Source organism: Mesorhizobium sp. ISC25 (genome assembly GCF_042295465.1).
GTDB lineage: Bacteria > Pseudomonadota > Alphaproteobacteria > Rhizobiales > Rhizobiaceae > Mesorhizobium.
In genome coordinates this window covers 4,596,101-4,614,746 of record NZ_CP135441.1, presented here as the reverse complement: position 1 = coordinate 4,614,746, position 18,646 = coordinate 4,596,101, and the positions used below count along the sequence as shown (strand labels likewise).

The 18,646-nt window shown below is 64.4% G+C and carries 16 protein-coding genes; 5 read left to right on the top strand and 11 right to left on the bottom strand.

Annotated features, from left to right (window positions below; translation table 11 throughout):
- Positions 1-125: 125 nt before the first annotated feature.
- The gene (locus tag RQ479_RS22855; RefSeq protein ID WP_376705998.1) at positions 126-662 is read right to left on the bottom strand and encodes a L,D-transpeptidase; all 537 of its coding nucleotides are present in this window, start codon (positions 660-662) and stop codon (positions 126-128) included.
- A gap of 144 nt (positions 663-806) precedes the next feature.
- Between RQ479_RS22855 and RQ479_RS22850 the strand changes: the two genes are divergently transcribed.
- Positions 807-1,490 (top strand): response regulator transcription factor, encoded by a 684-nt coding sequence (locus RQ479_RS22850; protein WP_254817802.1) that lies wholly within the window; start codon positions 807-809, stop codon positions 1,488-1,490.
- 125 nt (positions 1,491-1,615) lie between these two features.
- On the top strand, positions 1,616-2,071 hold the full coding sequence (locus tag RQ479_RS22845; protein WP_352468153.1) for a cyclic nucleotide-binding domain-containing protein: 456 nt from the start codon (positions 1,616-1,618) through the stop codon (positions 2,069-2,071).
- Positions 2,072-2,213: 142 nt separating this feature from the next.
- Here the strand turns inward: RQ479_RS22845 and RQ479_RS22840 are convergent, their stop codons facing one another.
- The 6 genes from RQ479_RS22840 to RQ479_RS22815 form a co-directional block, all read right to left on the bottom strand.
- Positions 2,214-3,107 carry a sugar phosphate isomerase/epimerase family protein gene (locus RQ479_RS22840; protein ID WP_376702726.1) on the bottom strand — a complete coding sequence of 298 codons (894 nt, stop codon included), beginning with the start codon at positions 3,105-3,107 and terminating at the stop codon, positions 2,214-2,216.
- 109 nt (positions 3,108-3,216) lie between these two features.
- Complete coding sequence (locus tag RQ479_RS22835) at positions 3,217-4,155, bottom strand: ABC transporter substrate-binding protein (protein ID WP_376702725.1); 939 nt, start codon at positions 4,153-4,155, stop codon at positions 3,217-3,219.
- An 86-nt stretch (positions 4,156-4,241) separates the two neighbouring features.
- Positions 4,242-5,219 (bottom strand): ribose ABC transporter permease, encoded by a 978-nt coding sequence (locus RQ479_RS22830; protein ID WP_376705997.1) that lies wholly within the window; start codon positions 5,217-5,219, stop codon positions 4,242-4,244.
- Between the two features lie 20 nt (positions 5,220-5,239).
- Complete coding sequence (locus RQ479_RS22825; RefSeq protein ID WP_376702724.1) at positions 5,240-6,784, bottom strand: sugar ABC transporter ATP-binding protein; 1,545 nt, start codon at positions 6,782-6,784, stop codon at positions 5,240-5,242.
- The gene (locus RQ479_RS22820; protein WP_376702723.1) at positions 6,781-8,160 is read right to left on the bottom strand and encodes an FGGY-family carbohydrate kinase; all 1,380 of its coding nucleotides are present in this window, start codon (positions 8,158-8,160) and stop codon (positions 6,781-6,783) included. Before RQ479_RS22820 ends, RQ479_RS22825 begins: the two co-directional genes overlap by 4 nt.
- Entirely contained in the window at positions 8,157-8,939 is a 783-nt protein-coding gene (locus RQ479_RS22815) for a DeoR/GlpR family DNA-binding transcription regulator (protein ID WP_292663773.1), read from the bottom strand. Before RQ479_RS22815 ends, RQ479_RS22820 begins: the two co-directional genes overlap by 4 nt.
- Positions 8,940-9,168: 229 nt before the next feature.
- Here RQ479_RS22815 and RQ479_RS22810 point away from each other — a divergent pair, with 229 nt between their 5' ends.
- The 3 genes from RQ479_RS22810 to RQ479_RS22800 are packed head-to-tail and all read left to right on the top strand — an operon-like array spanning position 9,169 to position 12,363.
- Positions 9,169-10,212, top strand: a complete 1,044-nt coding sequence (locus tag RQ479_RS22810; RefSeq protein WP_376702722.1) for a class II aldolase/adducin family protein — start codon at positions 9,169-9,171, stop codon at positions 10,210-10,212.
- 1 nt (position 10,213) lies between these two features.
- A complete protein-coding gene (locus RQ479_RS22805; RefSeq protein ID WP_376702721.1) occupies positions 10,214-11,515 on the top strand; it encodes an FGGY-family carbohydrate kinase in 1,302 nt (433 codons plus the stop codon).
- Positions 11,512-12,363 (top strand): TIGR01459 family HAD-type hydrolase, encoded by an 852-nt coding sequence (locus tag RQ479_RS22800; protein ID WP_376702720.1) that lies wholly within the window; start codon positions 11,512-11,514, stop codon positions 12,361-12,363. Before RQ479_RS22805 ends, RQ479_RS22800 begins: the two co-directional genes overlap by 4 nt.
- A gap of 20 nt (positions 12,364-12,383) precedes the next feature.
- On the opposite strand, the gene RQ479_RS22795 is transcribed toward RQ479_RS22800, so the two are convergent.
- The 4 genes from RQ479_RS22795 to RQ479_RS22780 all read right to left on the bottom strand — a co-directional run bounded on the left by RQ479_RS22795 (position 12,384) and on the right by RQ479_RS22780 (position 18,623).
- Entirely contained in the window at positions 12,384-13,190 is an 807-nt protein-coding gene (locus RQ479_RS22795; RefSeq protein WP_376702719.1) for an exodeoxyribonuclease III, read from the bottom strand.
- A gap of 134 nt (positions 13,191-13,324) precedes the next feature.
- Complete coding sequence (locus tag RQ479_RS22790) at positions 13,325-14,008, bottom strand: outer membrane lipoprotein carrier protein LolA (protein ID WP_376702718.1); 684 nt, start codon at positions 14,006-14,008, stop codon at positions 13,325-13,327.
- A 134-nt stretch (positions 14,009-14,142) separates the two neighbouring features.
- Complete coding sequence (locus RQ479_RS22785) at positions 14,143-16,791, bottom strand: DNA translocase FtsK 4TM domain-containing protein (protein WP_376702717.1); 2,649 nt, start codon at positions 16,789-16,791, stop codon at positions 14,143-14,145.
- 509 nt (positions 16,792-17,300) lie between these two features.
- On the bottom strand, positions 17,301-18,623 hold the full coding sequence (locus RQ479_RS22780; protein WP_292664120.1) for an ammonium transporter: 1,323 nt from the start codon (positions 18,621-18,623) through the stop codon (positions 17,301-17,303).
- Positions 18,624-18,646 lie beyond the last annotated feature (23 nt).

The window sequence follows — 18,646 nt, the reverse complement described above, 5'->3', positions numbered from 1 at the left end:
GGGAGTAGGGGAGTAGGGGAGTAGGGGAGTAGGAAAAGCTAAGCGGCGCGCCCGCGCCTGTCTTACCCCTTACTGCCTTACTGCCTTACTGCCCTATTCCCCTACTCCCTTATTCCCCTACTCCCTTACCTCACCACCCTTACCACCGTCCGCTCCGAGAGCAGCGGCAGCAGCCGCGCCATGGTGCGGGCTGTTACCGCGACGCAGCCTTGCGTTGGCGTGAAGCCGGCGCGCGCCAGGTGGAAGAAGATGGCGCTGCCGCGCCCGCGCCGGCGCGGCACAATGTTCCAGTCAAGCACCAGGCAGGCGTCATAGAGGTCGTCGGTGCGCAGCATCCGCTCATGGCTGGCGCCATAGGGGATTTTGACCGGGCGGTTGTAGTTGCGGTCCTCGGGCACTTCGCACCAGCCGAGGTCGCGGCCGATCGGCGTCATCGCCAGCCGCGTCCGGCGGCCGCCGGCAAAACGGTCGCCACGAAAATATCCCGACAATATCCGCATCGAGGCGAGCGGCGTGGCGCCGTCGCCCTCGCGCTTGCCGGCCGAGATGCCGCCATGCCCCAGCGCACATGGAAACACGAGTTTGCCGGCCTGCAGAAAGCCTTGGCTGGGCTGGCCAGGCCGCGCGCGCACCGTAAGCACGGTGAGCCCTTTCGGCAAAATTGCGCCGACTGCATTGCGATCTTGTTTTTTCTTGTATGATCGTGCCACGGAACAAATCACTGTGAACGGCTGTTGTGCCGGTCAGCTTCCGCATAAACAGGCAGCGGTCAACTGAAATCTCTTTTCAAAACAACGGATTGATCCATGACTTCACGCACCATTCTGATCGTCGACGACGATGACGACCTGCGCGGCACCCTTGTCGAGCAATTGTCGCTTTATGAGGAATTCGACGTCCTGCAGGAAGCGACCGCCGCCAAAGGCATCGCCACGGCGCGCGGCGGGCTCATCGACCTGCTCATCATGGATGTCGGCCTGCCCGACATGGATGGCCGCGAGGCGGTAAAGATATTGCGCAAGGGCGGCTACAAGGCGCCGATCATCATGCTGACCGGCCATGACACCGATTCCGACACCATCCTTGGCCTCGAGGCCGGCGCCAACGACTATGTGACGAAGCCGTTTCGCTTTGCCGTGCTGCTGGCCCGCATCCGCGCCCAGCTGCGCCAGCACGAACAGAGCGAGGACGCCACTTTCTCGGTCGGCCCCTACACGTTCAAGCCCAGCCAGAAGCTTCTGATCGACCCGCGCGGCGCCAAGGTTCGGCTGACCGAAAAGGAAGCCTCGATCATCAAATATCTCTACCGCGCCGACCAGAAGGTGGTGACCCGCGACGTGCTGCTGGAGGAAGTCTGGGGTTACAATTCCGGCGTCACCACGCATACTCTGGAAACTCATGTCTACCGGCTGCGCCAGAAGATCGAGCGCGATCCTTCCAACGCGGAAATTCTCGTGACAGAAAGCGGCGGCTACAAGCTGGTTCCTTAAACATTTCATTATTCAAATAAGCGATCCGGGCGGGGCGCTTTTCGGGTACGGTCCTGAGGCTGGAGGTGGTTGTGGATCGGCCTCGTAGGGGAGGAGTCGGACTGACGGTTCGGGGACATAGCTAGATGGCGCTGGATGACGATATCCGCATCCTGTCCACCGTGAGGCTCTTCGAGGGCTTTACGCAGGAACAGCTGCGTCTGCTCGCCTTCGGCGCCGAAACCACCAAGTTGCAAGCCGACCACAAGCTTTACCGCGAGGACGACGAGGCTGATTGCGCCTATATCGTGATCAGCGGCCGCATCGTCCTCTACCGCGAGCACGACGGCGAGCGCATTCCGATCGGCACCGCCGGCCCCGGCACCATGCTCAGCGAGCTGGCGCTGATCGCCGATACCAACCGGCTGACCAGCGCCTCCGCCGAAATCGATTCGGAAGTGCTGCGGCTCAGCCGCAAGATGTTCCGCCGCATCCTCGAGGAATACCCGGAGCTGGCGGTTCACCTGCACCAGCGCATCTCGGAGGATTTCCAGGCGATGATCCGCCGCATCGAGGAACTTGGGCCGCGTTTTGCCGGCTAGAGCAATTCCAGGAAAAGTGTGAAACGGTTTTCCGTCCGGAATTGCGTCAAAACAGAGAGATAGACCGGTTCTGCGTTTCCGTGAAACGACGAACCGGTCTAATGTAGCGCCTCTGGCCTAGCCAGATCGGAACCGCGAGGGCTCAAGGCCGGTGCGTTGCGGAAACAAGCTCGGCCTTGCGCCGCGCCGTCTCCAGTCCGAGCGCAATGAAGCGGCGCGCATGTTTGGCCAGCTCCATATTGTCGGTCCACAGATTGCGCCAGATCGCGGTTTTCCGCGACAGGTTCTCGTCGACGATTTCCGAGGAGAAGGATTCGAAGCTGAGGTCGTCGCTGTAGCCGATGGCGGTCAGCGCATCGAATATCGCGGCAAAATCGATATTGCCGGTGCCGAGGAAGCCGCGATTGCTCTCGCCGATATGGACATAGCCGATCTTCCTTGCGGCGTTGCGAACAGCCAAGCCGACATCGGCCTCCTCGATGTTCATATGGAAGCTGTCGAGATGCAGGAAGATGTTGTCGGATCCGCTGTCCGCGATGAAGGCCATGCCTTGCGCGGCGGTGTTGAGCAGATTGCTTTCGAAGCGATTCACGATTTCGAGGTTGAGGGTGACGCCGGCTGACTTTGCCGTCTCCGCCACCTCGGCAAGCGTGCCGGCGCTGCGGTCCCACTGGTCGCGCGTCGGCGCCTCGCTTTGCAAGCCGTGGCTGGTGCTGAGGATGCCGGCAACCTTCTGGCCGCCGAGATCGCGGGTCAGCGCGATCGTATGTTTCAGGATTTCGACGCCGTGCGCGGCAATCGTTTTGTCGGCGCTCGAAATATCGCCGTCGGCGGGCAGTCCAATGCTGATCGCGACGCCGAGGCCGAAATCGGCGATCCGCTTGGCCAAGCCGTCAATGTCGACATTGGCGGGGTCGAGATAGGAGAATTCGATCAGGTCGAAGCCGGCCTCCCTGGTGTTGGCCAGCGTCCGCTCGAGGTCGCCCTGCGCCGAGCTCGCCGACCAGACGAATGAATGGATTCCGATGCGCGACATGATCGTCTCCGTTATTCCAGCGGACCCAATGCCAAAGCGGTTTTGGCAATCCGATGCTCGGACAAAAAAGGTGCGGCCGGTCATCCCGGCCGCACCAGGCTTGGGAGGCTTAGCGAGCTGCGGTCCAGCCCTTGTAATCCTTCAAATTGTCGGCCGTGATCAGCTTCGGGTCGAGCAGCACCGTCGGCTCAGCCGGCTTCTTGCCGGCAAGCAGGTCAGCCGCCATCGTCAGCGACTGGCCGGCCATCACATAGGGATCCTGCGAGGCCGAGGCCTTGATCATCGACGTGCCGGAAGCGAGTTCCTTCTCGATATCCGGCGCGCCGTCGACCGCGGTGAAGAGGAACTCCGAGCGGTTGAGCTGCTTGGCCGCAAGCTGGGCGCCAATCGCCGTCGGATCGTTGATGGCGAAGACCGCGTCGATCTTATCGAAACGGGTCAGCAGCGACTGGAACACTTTCAGGCCGCCGTCACGTGAGCCTTCGGCGTTCTGGTCGTCGGAAAGGATCTTGATGTCGGGGTGTTTTGCCAGCACGTCCTTGCAGCCCTTGACCCGCTCCAGGATCGACGAGGAGGCCGGGCCGTTGAGGATGACGTAGTCGCCCTTGCCGCCGGTATGGTCGACCAGATACTGGCACGCCTCTTCGCCGGCCTTGACATTGTTGGTCATCACGGTGACGTCGGCGCCTGGCGCCGAAACGTCGAAGGCGGCAACGACGATGCCGGCCGCCTGCGCCTTCTTCACTGCCGGCGCGATCGCCTTGGCGTCGACGGCGTTGAGCATGATGACATCGACGCCGGCGGCGATGAAGGAATCGACCTGCGAAACCTGCTTGTTGAGGTCGTAGTCGGCCGATACCGACGTCACCTGCACATTCGGGTTGATCTTCTTGGCCGCGTCCTCGATGCCCTTGATGGTGGCGACGAAGAACGGGTTGCCGAGCAGGCCGACCGAGATGCCGACCTTGTTCAGATCCTTGGCCGATGCCGGCGCGATGACGGCGGCCGCAAGGGCAACGCTGCAGAGCAGTTTAGCGATGGTCTTCATTGTTTTATTTTCCTCCTGATGCCCCGCGCCTCTCACGGTGCGTTACACATGAAACCGGCTCGTTGGATGCCGGCGACTAAGGGCCATCACGTTCTTGCTCCTGCCTGGAGCCGGTAACGGTCGAGGGCGACCGCCACGATGATGACCAATCCCTTGATGATGTACTGCCAGATGTCCGAAACACCGGCGAGGATGAGCCCGTTGGACAGCACGGCGATGATCAGGCCGCCGATCAGCGTGCCCCAGATCGAGCCGACGCCGCCGACGAAGCTGGTGCCGCCGAGGATGACCGCGGCAATAGCGTCGAGTTCGTAGGACTGGCCGAGCTGCAGCCCGTTGGCGGCATAGAGCCGGGCCGCCGACATGGCGCCGCCAAGGCCAGCCAGAAGGCCGGAAACGCCGTAGACGAAGAGCAGCACCAGCGGCACCTTGATGCCGGTCAGCCTGGCGGCCTCGGCGTTACCGCCGACGGCGTAGATCCAGGTGCCGAGCACGGTGCGCTTGAGCACCAGCCAGGACAGAACGACGACCGCCAGCGCAATGATGACCAGCCAGGGAATGCCGAACAGCGAACCGTTGCCGATGAAGTCGAACGGCAGGTCCGCGTTGAACACCGTGGTGTCCTGGCCAAGCAGGCGGGCGACGCCGCGCACGGCGGTCAGCGACCCCAGCGTGACGATGAAGGGCGGCAGTCTGATATAGGCGATCAGCAGCCCGTTGATGACGCCGAAACCGAGGCCGACGAGAATGGCCGCCGGCACGCCCAGCAGTCCCCAATCGGGCACCAGCGACACCATCACCGCCACCATCGCCGAGGCGGCAAGGATCGAGCCGACGGACAGGTCGATGCCGCCGGTCAGGATGACGAAGGTCATGCCGGCGGCCAGCACGATATTGATCGACGATTGCTGCATGACGATCAGCAGATTGGTCTGGGTGAAAAAGCGCGGATTGATGAACTGGAAACCGACCGCCAGCAGGATCAGGATCGGCAGCATGCCGAGTGCGGCGATGGCGGTGCGCCACCTCGTACTTCTGCCGATCGCCCGGTCGTCCGCTTTCATCGTGTCGGCCACCTTGTCGGTCATCGCTGAGCCGCTCCCGTTGCAAGTTCCATGATCGCTTCCTGCCGCAGCGGCTCGCCCTCCGACGCCGTCACCTCGCCGGCAATGGTGCCGTCGCGCATCACCAGCACGCGGTCGGCGATGCCGATCACCTCCGGCAGTTCGCTGGAGATCATCAGGATTGCGATGCCTTTCTTGGCCAGATTGTCGATCAGCCGATAGATTTCCGACTTCGCCCCGACATCGACGCCGCGGGTCGGCTCGTCGAGGATGACGACCTGCGGCTCTGTTTCCAGCAGGCGGGCGAGCAGCACCTTCTGCTGGTTGCCGCCCGACAGCGAGCCGGCATTGGCCTGCACCGAGCTGGTGCGGATGGAGAGGTCTGACACCGCCTTGGCGGCGCGCTTTTCGGCAGCCGTGAAGTCGCGCAGACCGCCGGCCTTCGCGTCCCTTGCCAGCACACCCATGCTGATGTTGTCGGAGATCGACATGTCGAGAAACAGGCCAAGTTGCTTGCGGTCCTCGGTCAGGTAGGCGATGCCGGCATCGAGCGCCTCGCTTGGCGAACCGATGGATATCGGTTTGCCGCCGAGCTCCAGCGTGCCCCATGTGTGCCTGTCGGCGCCGAAGATCAGCCGTGCCAGTTCGGTGCGGCCCGAGCCGACCAGGCCGGCCAGTGCCAGCACCTCGCCCTTGTGGAGGTCGAAGGAACAATTCTTTATGAGATTGCCGTCCGACATGCCGCGCACCGACAGCGCGACGGCGCGCTTGCTGTCCGGCGGGCGGTGATCCTTCTTGTAGAAGGTCGACAGATCGCGCCCGACCATCATCGATACCAGGCGCGAGGCGTTCAGGTCGGCGCGGTCGAGCGTGCCGACATAGCCGCTGTCGCGCAGCACACTGACGCGGTCGGCGAGCTGGTAGACCTCTTCCATGCGGTGGCTGATGTAGATGATGGCGATGCCGTGCGACTTCAGCGTCGCGATCACCTCGAACAGCCGGTCGGTCTCACGCGAGGTCAGTGACGTCGTCGGCTCGTCCATGACGATGATGCGCGCATTGGTCGACAGCGCGCGGGCGATTTCCACCAGCTGGCGCTCGCCGAGCGACAGGCTTGCGACCGGAGTGCGCGCTGAAAAAGTCACGTCGAGCCGCGCGATGATCTCGCTGGCGCGCCGGTTGCACTGCTCACGGTCGACGATGCCGAACCGTCGCGGCTCGTTGCCGAGAAAAATGTTCTGCGCCACCGACAGATTTGGCGCCAGCGATAGCTCCTGATAGATGACCGCAATGCCGGCGGCGCGCGCCTTGATCGGGTCGCCGGTGGCGGCCGGCGCGCCGTCGATCAGTATTTCGCCGCCGGGGTCCGGCCGGTAGGCGCCGGACAGCACCTTCATCAGCGTCGACTTGCCGGCACCGTTCTCGCCCATCAGCGCGTGCAGCTCGCCGGCATGGACGGTCAGCGACACATCGTGCAATGCGCGGATCGCACCGAATGTCTTCGAGATGTGGCGCATCTCCAGCACGGGCTGGCGGACCGTCTCGCTCCGGGCGACGGCGCTCATCGGCCACCTCCCGAGGTTGCGCTGGCCATACTCCGGTCGGCGGCAAGGCCGCGCCAGTCGTTGCGGTAGCCGGCAAGGCCGCTGAAGCTTGCCGCATGCACCGCCTCCGGCGCCTCGGTGGCAAACTCGCGTCCGACGCTTTCGAAGGCAAGTGCGGCGGCACCGGTGGCGCTGCCCTCCAGTGTTGCGCCCTGCAGGAAGGCCTGCCCGGGCCGCAACTGCGCCAGCAACGCGGCAAGCAGCCCGCCATTGTTCAGGCCGCCGTCGACGATCACCGTATTGTCCGAATGGATCAGCTCGAGACACAGATCGAGCATCAGCGCGACATAGAGCAGCGCCATGGCCGCGCGCTCCTCGGCATTGGGCGTACGCCCGACCAGTTCGCCGCGGCGGTGCGGCATCGGGCCGCCGGGCGCGAAGCTCGGCAGCGCCATGATGCCGCCGTCGATCACCCGCTGTATCGATGACGGCGCAATTGCGCCCTGCCAGCCGGCGCTGATCGTGGCGAATTCGCGGCCGCCCATGAAGCGGATGGTCGGCACCGGGCCGCCGTCGACATCGACATTGACCAGCATGTCGCGCTCGCCATCGAGTGCATCGAGCGGACAGTCCGGATTGAGCACGACCACCCAGGTGCCGGTCGAGACCACGGTCACCGGCCCGAGCTGCTGCCGGCGGTAGGCATGGAGCGCGGCATTGCTGTCGTGGACGCCATTATGGATGGCGACCGGCTTCGCGGCCTGGCCGAAGCGCTGCTCGCCGATCACCGCGCCGGCACGCTCGAAGGCCGGCATCTGGCCGCGCCAGCCCTCGGCATCGACCAGCGAGCTGAAATCGCGTTTGCGCGGCGCCCACAGATGCGAATGGCAGCCGAGATACGAAACTTCCGACACCGGCCGCCCGCCAAACCGCCAGCTCCAATATTGGGGGTACCCAAGGATCGATTCCGCTGCGGCGAAAGCCCCAGGCTCCACCTCCTTCAGCCACAACATGTGGCGGCCGTAGTTGAAGCCAAGCGGCAGGCGCGGTGAGAAGGTCTCGGCAAAATCCGGAATGCGGCGGTCGATCTGCGCGGCGATTTCGGCTGGCGGTTCCTGCTCGTAGTCGAGGATCGGATGCGTCAGCGCGGCGTCATCGACCAGCGCGAAAGTGCAGCCATGGCCGGATACCATCAGCCCTTCAATGCCATGCCTGTCGACGGCGTCATCGATGGCGCGAGCCGCCCAGTCGTGCAGCGCTGGCTCGTCGAGCACGCTGAAGCCGCGTTTGCGGATCCAGCTTGGTTGGGTGCGGCGCTCGTCGAGAATCTGTCCGTCCTGGCCGAAGACGAACAACTTCGAATTGGTCTTGCCGAAATCGAGGACGGCGATGTTCACTGGGCGCCTCCCGAGGAAGCGGCGATCCGCACCATGACGCCGGCATCTTCGAGCATGCGCGCATCGGCGTCGGACAAGCCGTCATCGGTGACCAGCGTGCCGATCCGCGACAGCGGCAGCGCCACGTTGCGCGCGTGGATCGAGAGTTTGCGGCTGTCGGCCAGCACGACGATCTGGTCGGCGCAGAGGCTGAGCTCGACGATCGAGCGGACCAGCAGCGGATGCGATTCCAGAAGGCCTTCCTGGCCGATGCCTTGCGCGCCGAGAAAAAACTTCGAGGCGTAGAACGGCACCGTCTGGGTCAGCGAATGGATGATGCCCGGCTCGCGGTGCAGTTCGCCGCCGGCGACGGTGAGGCTGCAATGGCCGTGGTCGCTGAGATAGGCCGCAAGCGGCATCGAGTTTGTGTAGAGCCGGATGTTGCGGTCGGCGAGCTTGACGCCGAGATGGAAGCAGGTTGAACCGCCATGCACGATCACCGCGTCGCCGTCGCGCACCATGGTGGCGGCGAGAGCGGCGATCTGCCGCTTGGCCTCGACGGCGAGGTCGCGGTTCTCGTCATAGGGCCTGGCATAGGCGACGCCGGCTTGCGAAGCGCCATCGAGCGCCGAGATGCCGCCATAGACCTTGCGCGCTTCTCCGGCCTCGTCGATCTTGTCGATGTCGCGCCGCACCGTCGCCGCCGACACGCCAAGCCGCTCCTGCAGCTCGCGCACCGATGCGAAAGGCCGGTCCCGCAAAAGCTCGACAATCTGACGCTGGCGGCCGGAGTCGCTCAACCCTTACCTCCCAATGCGCTTGCCTCCCAAGCATTTTGCACGGCATTGCCATTTTGCACGGCAATTGGTGCAACTTACTCAACATGCCTCGGATTGCAAGTGCGATTTGACGCGATAACATCACTGTTGACGTAACTTACTCGCATCTGCGATACCAGCGTCGGGTCTTTGTCCCGGCAACGGGACGTCCAAAGCCGTGGCCACGCGGCCGGTTTGTGGAGGAATTTCGATGACGATCAGTGCGGATGCGCAGGAAATGGCAGCGCTGCGGTCGCTTTCGGCCGAGATCGGCAGCGACCCGCATCTGACCCAGGCCGCCGGCGGCAACACCTCGCTGAAAGCCGGTGACACGCTCTGGATCAAGGCCTCCGGCACCTGGCTGAAGGACGCGTTCACCGCGGACATCATGGTGCCGGTCAGCATCCCGCCATTGCTCGACGCCATCGAACGGCGCGACCCAGCCGCCGAACAGCCACAGGCCTTCGCCATCGGCGCCCTCAATCCACGCGGCTTGCGCCCGTCGATCGAGACCACGGTGCATGCGCTGATGCCGCAGCGCATCGTTCTGCATGTCCACTGCGTCGAGACCATTTCGCTGGCCGTGCAGGCCGACTGCGAGGCCGAGGCCGCCAGGCGGCTTGACGGCCACCAATGGGCGTATGTTCCCTATCGCCGGCCGGGACTGCCGCTCGCCCAGGGCATCGCTGAGCGCCTGCGGCCAGGCGTGGATGTCCTGATCCTCGGCAATCACGGCCTGGTCGTTGCAGCCGAGACCGTCGCCGAGGCCGACATGCTGCTGCGGCGCGTGACACGGCTCTTGGCGCGGCCGCCACGCCAGATGGCGGAGCCGGACACCACGGCATTGATGGCGCGCGCGGGCGACAGTGACTACAGATTGCCGGCCGACGTCGAGGCGCATGCGGTGGCGATCGACCCCGAAAGCTGCCGCATGGCTTCGGGTGGCAGCCTCTACCCCGACCACGTCATCTTTCTCGGCGAAGGCTCGGTCGTGGCGAGACCGGGCGAGGATGTGAAGCGCGTTATCGAGCGCTGCGGCGCCGCACCCGTGGCGATCCTGTTTCCCGGCCTCGGCGTGCTGATGCGCGGCGACGCCGGCGCCGGTGCCGACGCAATGCAGCGCTGCCTCGCCGACGTGACGGCGCGGGTCGATGTCGCGGCCAAGCTGAATTATCTGACAGCGGCGGAGAATAACGAACTGATCAACTGGGACGCCGAAAAATATCGCCAGAAACTCAATGCCGGGGGCAGCTGACATGCCGCGTTCGTCAAGCCCGCTATCAACTGGCCCGCTTGCCATCGGCATTGACATCGGCACATCCGGCGCGCGCGCCGTCGCCATGCGCCCGGACTTTTCCATTGCCGCGCAGTCCGCTATTGCCCTTGAGCGATTTGGGCTGAACGGCCGCGACCCCGCCATATGGTGGGAGGCGGTCGGCGCGACGTTGGCGGAACTGCTCAAATGCATCGATCGCGCGGCAGTGCGCTCGATCGCCGTCGACGGTACGTCGGGCACGCTGCTGCCGGTCGACGGCGCCGGGCGGCCGCTGGCCGAACCGCTGATGTACAACGACAAGGTCGCTGACGACACTCTTCTGACTGCAATAGCCGGCGTGGCACCGGCAACGAGCGCTGCACTCGGGGCGACGTCCGGTCTCGCCAAGGCGCTGTCTTTCCAGCACCTGCCCGGCGTCGCCACTGTGCTGCACCAGGCCGACTGGATCGCCGGACAGTTTTCCGGCCGCTTCGATGTCAGCGACGAGAACAACGCCCTGAAGACCGGTTACGACGTCGAGGCCCGGCGCTGGCCGGACTGGATCGCGGCGACCGGCATGCGTGTGGATCTTCTGCCCCGAGTCGTGCGACCGGGCGATGTCACGGGCACGCTCACCGCCAGCGCCGCGAAAATGTTCGGCCTGCCGCGTGACCTGGTCGTGGTCGCCGGCACCACCGACGGTTGTGCGTCGTTCCTGGCCACCGGTGCGAGTGCCGCGGGCGACGGCGTCACTGCGCTCGGCTCATCGCTAACCATCAAGATCCTCTCCGGCCGGCCGATCTCGGCGCCGCAATTCGGCATCTACAGCCACAGGCTGGGTGACACCTACCTGGCGGGCGGCGCCTCGAACTCCGGCGGCAAGGTTCTGGCCCAGCATTTCCCCGTCGCCCGCATTGTCGAACTCAGCAAAAAGATCGACCCGGCAACCGAGACCGGCCTCGATTATTACCCGCTGCCAGCGCCGGGCGAACGCTTCCCCATAGCCGATCCGGCGCTGCCGCCCCGCCTCGAGCCGCGGCCCGCCGACGACGCCGATTATCTGAAAGCGATGTTCGAGGGTATTGCGGCGATAGAAGCGCTCGGCTATCGCCGGCTTGCCGAACTCGGCGCACCCCGGCTGACATCGGTCAGGAGCGTCGGCGGCGGTGCGGCCAATCCGGCCTGGACAGCGATCCGGCAGCGCAAGCTTGGCGTCGCTCTCGTACCGGCTCTTTCGGAGGAGGCCGCTGCCGGCACGGCGCGGCTGGCGCTGATGGGCGCAAGCGCAGCGGGGCTTTTATGACGACCAAGGCAATTCAACACCTCGATGGCATCGCCGCGCTGATCGACCGCTATCAGGTGTTCCTGCTCGACCAGTTTGGTGTGCTGCACGACGGCACCAGCGCCTATCCAGGTGCTGTCGAAGCCTTGTCGGCGCTCAAGCGCGCCGGCAAGACCATCGTGCTGATCTCGAATTCCGGCAAGCGGGCGCAACCCAATGAGCGCCGCCTGCTGAAGCTCGGCTTCGAACCGGGAAGCTGGGATCACTTTGTCTCCTCCGGCGAGGTGGCGTGGCGCTCCTTCCATCAAATGGCGGCATCCGGAGCCCTGCGCCCGCAGACAAAATGCCTGCTGATCCGCCGCGACAATGACCGTTCGGCTGTCGACGGCCTGCCCTTCGTCCTGGCCAGGGACGGCGACGATGCAGAACTGGTGCTGATTTCCGCCAGCGAGGGCGATCGTTACGACCTCGACCATTACCGCCGGCTTCTTGGTCCGGCGGCGGCGCGGCGGGTGCCATGCTTCTGCACCAATCCCGACAAGATCATGCTGACTGCCGTCGGCCCTCGCTTCGGCGCCGGCCGGCTCGCCGATCTCTATGAGAGCCTCGGCGGCAGCGTGGCGCGCATTGGCAAGCCCAATCCGCAGATATTCGAGGCAGCGCTGGCACTGGCGGGCCACCCGGAGCGCGACAGCGTGGTCTGCGTCGGCGACAGCGTCGAGCACGACATCGCCGGCGGCAACGGCGTCGGCGTCGCGACGACGCTGGTCCTGTCGGGCATATTGGCGGGGGTGCCTGACCTGGAGGACGTTTTCGCCACGCTGAACGCCCGTCCCGACTACATCGCGGATAGCTTCAGGTTTCGCTGAGTTGTTAAGGCGAGACAAAGCTAATCGAGGTTGAAACGCCCTATCACCGGCACATGGTCCGAGGGCCGTTCCCAGCCGCGCGCCGGCCGCAGGATTTCATAGCCGGCAAAATGCGACACCAGGTTTGGCGACGACCAGATATGGTCGAGGCGGCGGCCGCGATTTGAGGCCTGCCAATCCTGGGCGCGATAGCTCCACCAGGTGTAGAGTTTCTCCTCGTAAGGCACATTGAGCCGCATCAGGTCGATCCAGTCGCCGGCGAGCCGCATCGCCTCGAAGTTTTCCGTCTCGACCGGCGTATGGCTGACGACGTTGAGGAGCTGCTTGTGCGACCAGACATCGTGCTCGAGCGGCGCGATGTTGAGGTCGCCGACCAAGATCGAGCCGGAAACCTCGTCATGCTCGGCGCGCACGGCGTTCATCTCGGCAACGAAATCGAGCTTGTGCTTGAACTTGCCGTTGACGGCCGGGTCGGGCTCGTCGCCGCCGGCCGGAACGTAGAAATTGTGCAGCAGGATCGCCTTGCCGCCGGCCTTGACGGTGACCGACAGATGCCGGCTGTCGTCGATGTCGCAGAAGCGGCGCTTTTCGACCACCTCGATCGGCCGCCGCGCTATGGTCGCAACACCGTGATAGCCCTTCTGGCCATGGAAGGCGATGTGCTCGTAGCCGAGCTTGCGGAACGCCTTCTCCGGAAACAATTCGTCCGGAACCTTGGTTTCCTGCAGGCAGAGCACGTCCGGCGCCTGCTCGACCAGCAGGCGCTCGACGATCGGCATACGCAGCCGGACGGAGTTGATATTCCAGGTAGCGACGGAAAACGGCATGTGGGGTTCCGGACAACGCAAGATCCGCCGGATGGCTCCGACGAAAAGTCAATCGCGGAAACTACTGCCAGCCGCGCACCGCAAAGACAAGCCGCCCGCACCAACGCGGAAGGCCATCCCGCAGCGGTAGAAAGTTACCGCGTCTTGGTGTTCAGCTCGCGGTTCGCCGTATAGTCGATGGCGAAGGTGTCGGGGGCGAAGCTGACGCCCTCCTTGGTGTTGAAGATCATCACCGTTGTGTCCTTGCCTTGCGCATCGGTGATGGTCCACTGCCGCAATTCATAGGATTTCGGATCGAACATCATGGTGATCTTCGAATTGCCGAACACCGATTTGTCGGCAAGCTGGATGGTGGTGAGATCGTCCTCTTCCTTGACGCTTCTGACGCGCCCGCCCGAGAGATCGATCTTGTCGTCGAGCAGCAGCTTCAGCGGCGTCTTCGACAGCGGGTAGAGGTCGGAGGTCCGCAGCTTCTTGTTGAGGATGACCACCGACTTGCCGTCGGAAATCACCCTGAAATTCGAGGCGCCGTCATAATTGAAGCGGATCTTGCCCGGCCGTTCCAGAAAGAACTTGCCGCCGGTCTGCTCGCCCTTGGGCCCGAACTGCACGAACTCGCCGCTCATCGATTTGACCGAGGAGAAATGATCGGCGATCTTCTGCGCCGTCGCCGGAACCGCTGCTTGCGCCGACGCCAGCAACTGGAAGCCGGGCACGAGGTTGGCGGCCGCCGCACCGGCCAGGACCAGACCGAGGCCGAGCACCTGCCGGCGGGTTGGGGCGAAATCCCTGCTTGGGGCGAAAGTTGCGTTTTTCATGCCGGTCACCATCATCTGATTGCTTGCTCGTTATATTGGTCTGCCCCCCCAGTTGGGCTTAAGTTTGGCAGGCCGCACGGCGCTCATCCGTTGCAACGCGCCGAGAGGTTCAAAGTTGCCGGCGCGGATGGGCTCTAGAACTTGTCGTCCTCCGTGGGCACCAGGATTTCGCGTTTTCCGGCATGATTGGCCGGGCCGACAATGCCTTCCTTCTCCATCTTCTCAATGATCGAGGCGGCGCGGTTGTAGCCGATGCCGAGCCGGCGCTGGATGTAGCTGGTCGAGGCCTTGCCGTCGCGCAGCACCACCGCGACCGCCTGGTCGTAGGGGTCGTCGGAATCCTCGAAATTGCCGCCGTCGCCGCCGCCACCGCCTTTGCCCGTCGGCTCATCGTCATCCCTGTCGTCGTCCTCGGTGATGGCGTCGAGATATTCCGGCACGCCCTGCAGCTTCAGATGCGCGACGATCTTCTCCACCTCGTCGTCGGAGACGAAGGGACCGTGTACGCGCTGGATGCGGCCGCCGCCGGCCATGTAGAGCATATCGCCCATGCCGAGCAGCTGTTCGGCGCCCTGCTCGCCCAGGATGGTGCGGCTGTCGATCTTCGATGTCACCTGGAACGAGATACGGGTCGGGAAATTCGCCTTGATGGTGCCGGTGATGACGTCGACCGACGGCCGCTGCGTCGCCATGATGACATGGATGCCGGCGGCGCGCGCCATCTGCGCCAGGCGTTGCACCGCGCCTTCGATGTCCTTGCCGGCGACCATCATCAAATCGGCCATCTCGTCGATGATGACGACGATGTAGGGCATCGGCTCGAGGTCGAGGTTCTCCGTCTCGTAGATCGCTTCGCCGGTCTGGCGGTCGAAGCCGGTCTGCACGGTGCGCGAGATCCTTTCGCCTTTTTTCTCGGCCTGCTGCACGCGCGCATTGAAGCCGTCGATATTGCGGACGCCGACCTTGGACATCTTGCGGTAGCGATCCTCCATCTCGCGCACGGTCCATTTCAGCGCCACCACCGCCTTCTTCGGATCGGTGACCACCGGCGTCAGAAGATGCGGAATGCCGTCATAGACCGAGAGCTCCAGCATCTTTGGATCGATCATGATCAGCCGGCAGTCCTGCGGCGTCAGCCGGTAGAGCAGCGACAGGATCATGGTGTTGATGGCGACGGACTTGCCCGAGCCGGTGGTGCCGGCGACCAGCACGTGCGGCATTTTGGCGATGTCGACGATCACCGCCTCGCCATTGATGGTCTTGCCGAGCGCCAGCGCTAGCTTGGACTTTGTCGTTTCGAAATCGCGGCTGGCGAGTATCTCCCTGAGATAGACGGTCTCGCGTTTGGCGTTCGGCAGCTCGATGCCGATGGCGTTGCGGCCTGGCACCACGGCGACACGGCAGGCGATCGCGCTCATCGAGCGGGCGATGTCGTCGGAAAGGCCGATGACCCGCGACGATTTGATGCCGGGCGCCGGCTCCAGTTCATAAAGCGTGACGACCGGGCCGGGACGCACATGGATGATCTCGCCCTTGACGCCGAAATCCTCCAGCACGCCCTCGAGCAGGCGGGCATTCTGCTCCAGCGCGTCCTTGGACAGGCTGGCATCGCGCACGACATTCTTCGGCTCGGACAGGAAATGCAGCGACGGCATTTCAAACCTTTCCGAGCCGATCAGTGTGGTCTGCGCTTCGCGCTGGACGCGGGCGCCCGGAGCCGGGCGGGGTGCCGGCGCTGCGACGCGCGTGGCCGCATCGGATCGGAAATTCTGAACCTGCGCTGTCGGGGCGCTGCGCCGTTGGCCCACGGGCTCCGGTGCAAAATCCATGTCATCGTCATCGTCGAAGACGTCGGCATCGTCGGGGTCGATCGAGGCACTGCGGTCATTGACCATGGCGGCGAAGAATTCCGGCTCGACGCGAGCGCGCCCGCCCGGGCTCATCCGCGCCTCGGCGAACTCGGCCGATTCGACCCTTTCGGCCGCCCGCCGCCAGGCGCTGGGGCGCGGCTCCATCTCCGGCTCGAAATCGTCGCGCTCGCGCCGGCGCGCGGCGCGGCGGCGCAAATAGGCCCGCAACGACAGCCACCAATGGGTGATGGCGCCAAGCGCCAATATGCCTTCGTCGCCCTCGTCCTCTTCATTGTCGAAAAGCAGGTCGTCCTGCGGGTCGGGCACGGCAGGCTGTTCGAGGACGGCGAAGCCGTTCTTGCGTGAGATCAGCGCCGAGCCATACAAGAATACCCACAGCGCCGGCGCTGCCAGGAGCACGGCGAGCACGCTGGCGACGAGGCCGGTCGGATAGCCGCCGATGACTAGGCCGGGAATGTTGAGCACCATGTCGCCGAACACGCCGCCGAGGCCGGTCGGCAGCGGCCAGGTCTTGGGGGGCACCACGCAGCCGGCAATTGCGGCGCCAAGCAGCGAAAACCCGAACCAGGCCAGCGCCCGTTTCGGCAGCCGGTCGACGCCGCGCGCGGTAAACAGCAGAAATCCCCAGATCACCGCCGGCACCAGCGCCGCAACGGCGGCAAGTCCGAAGAACTGCATGGCAATGTCGGAAAAGACGGCGCCCGCATAACCCATTGCATTGGTGACGATATTGTCGGTGGCGTGCGAAAAGCTCGGATCGGCGACGTTCCAGGTGGCAAGGGCGGCGACGCCGAAGCCAACCAGAGCAAACAGCCCGGCACCAACCAGCCGCCCGACCTGGCGCCTCGCGAACGACCGGATGCGGTGCTCCGTATCGGCGAGCGCAAGCGGTGCTGAAGCCCCTGAACGCATGCTCTTCCTCGTCTGTCGTTGCCCGGCCGGGGCGCGGACGCGCAACACGGCAGATTCGGCTGTCAGACTAGCGGCGGGAAGGTTAAGGGCGCATTAACCATGGGCAATCTGCGTCGCCGGAACGGGCGCAAGATGTCATCCCGGACTTCCTCGCCGAACACGGCGTCGACCCCACGACAGGCATTGGATGCCGCCCGGCTCGGCGGTAATGCCGGGCACGCGTGTCCGCCATTATCTGCATCGTGGTGACGAACATCAGGCTGCAGCCTGATCGGGATTGTCAGTTGGCGCCGCCGAGCGCCTGCACATTGGCGCAGAATTCGGCATGCGGCTTGCTCATCGCCGCATCGTTGCACCTTGATCAAGCGATTGTGATCGAGCCATAACGGCCGCCTGCACACAAAAAAGAGGCCCGGAGATCTTCCGGGCCTCAAAGCGTGAGCCCTTTCGGGAGCATCACGACGGGATATTCCCGGCACCGGCAAAACGCCGGTGCCAGCCAATAAACCTTACGGCACCACTTCGCCGTGCTGGCTGATGTCGAGCCCTTCGACCTCTTCCTGGGTGGAAGGACGCAGGCCGACCAGCGCCTTGACGATGTAGAGGATCACGAAGCTCGCGATCGCCGTCCACAGGATGGTGAAGACGATACCGTAGAGCTGCTTGCCGACAGAGGCACCCGAGCCGAGGCTGTTGATCGCCGGATCGGCGAGCACGCCGGTCAGCAATGCGCCGATGATGCCACCGATGCCGTGCACGCCGAATGCATCGAGCGAGTCGTCATAGCCGAACGCGTGCTTGAGCTTGACGGCCGAGACGTAGCACAGCACGCCGGCGACGATGCCGACGATGAAGGCGCCGGTCGGATTGACGAAGCCGGAAGCCGGTGTCACCGCAACCAGGCCGGCGACGGCGCCCGAGATGATGCCGAGAATGCTCGGCTTCTTGGCGACGATCCATTCGGCGAACATCCAGGCGAGCGCCGCAGCGGCAGCGGCAACCTGGGTGTTCAGCATCGCAGCACCGGCAAGACCGTCGGCAGCCAGTTCCGAACCGGCGTTGAAGCCGAACCAGCCGACCCACAGCAGTGAAGCGCCGATGACGGAGTAGACGAGGTTGTGCGGCGCCATGTTGGTGGTGCCGTAGCCTTCACGTTTGCCGAGAACCAGCGCGCAGACCAGGCCGGCAACACCGGCATTGATGTGAACGACCGTGCCGCCGGCGAAATCGAGAACGCCGGCTGTGCCGAGGAAGCCGCCGCCCCACACCCAGTGCGCGATCGGGGCATAGACCACCAGCAGCCACGCTCCCATGAAGATGAGCAGCGCCGAGAACTTCATGCGTTCGGCGAAGGCCCCGGCAATCAGCGCCGGCGTGATGATGGCGAAGGTCATCTGGAACATCGAGAAGACGAACTCAGGAATGTTCGCCACGCCCGGCAGCCACAGCGAGGAGGTGGTGATGCCGTTGTGGAAGAACTTCGAGAAGCCGCCGAGATAGGCATTCATGCCGCCGCCATCCGAGAAAGCCAGCGAGTAGCCGAACATGAACCACAGCACCGTCACCAGGCAGGTGATGGCAAAGCTCTGCATGATCGTGGCGAGCACGTTCTTCTTGCGCACCATGCCGCCATAAAACAGCGCCAGGCCCGGTATGGTCATCATCAGCACCAGCGCCGTCGAGGTCAGCATCCAGGCGGTGTTGCCGGTGTCGAGCGCGGGCGCAGGGGCAGCCGGTGCTGCCGGAGCCGCTTCCTGCGCGAACGCAGCAACCGTGCCCAGTGCAGCGAGAGCGAGCGAGCCCAAAACGGCCGCGCGTCCCGTTATCTTCAAGGTGGAAGGAATATTCATTGAAC

Coding starts and splice junctions, on each gene's coding strand:
- RQ479_RS22785 (WP_376702717.1), bottom strand. CDS start 16,791: ATGCGTTCAGGGGCTTCAGCACCGCTTGCGCTCGCCGATACGGAGCAC.
- RQ479_RS22825 (WP_376702724.1), bottom strand. CDS start 6,784: ATGAGCGCCGTCGCCCGGAGCGAGACGGTCCGCCAGCCCGTGCTGGAG.
- RQ479_RS22795 (WP_376702719.1), bottom strand. CDS start 13,190: ATGCCGTTTTCCGTCGCTACCTGGAATATCAACTCCGTCCGGCTGCGT.
- RQ479_RS22835 (WP_376702725.1), bottom strand. CDS start 4,155: ATGAAGACCATCGCTAAACTGCTCTGCAGCGTTGCCCTTGCGGCCGCC.
- RQ479_RS22790 (WP_376702718.1), bottom strand. CDS start 14,008: ATGAAAAACGCAACTTTCGCCCCAAGCAGGGATTTCGCCCCAACCCGC.
- RQ479_RS22840 (WP_376702726.1), bottom strand. CDS start 3,107: ATGTCGCGCATCGGAATCCATTCATTCGTCTGGTCGGCGAGCTCGGCG.
- RQ479_RS22850 (WP_254817802.1), top strand. CDS start 807: ATGACTTCACGCACCATTCTGATCGTCGACGACGATGACGACCTGCGC.
- RQ479_RS22830 (WP_376705997.1), bottom strand. CDS start 5,219: ATGAAAGCGGACGACCGGGCGATCGGCAGAAGTACGAGGTGGCGCACC.
- RQ479_RS22845 (WP_352468153.1), top strand. CDS start 1,616: ATGGCGCTGGATGACGATATCCGCATCCTGTCCACCGTGAGGCTCTTC.
- RQ479_RS22810 (WP_376702722.1), top strand. CDS start 9,169: ATGACGATCAGTGCGGATGCGCAGGAAATGGCAGCGCTGCGGTCGCTT.
- RQ479_RS22805 (WP_376702721.1), top strand. CDS start 10,214: ATGCCGCGTTCGTCAAGCCCGCTATCAACTGGCCCGCTTGCCATCGGC.
- RQ479_RS22800 (WP_376702720.1), top strand. CDS start 11,512: ATGACGACCAAGGCAATTCAACACCTCGATGGCATCGCCGCGCTGATC.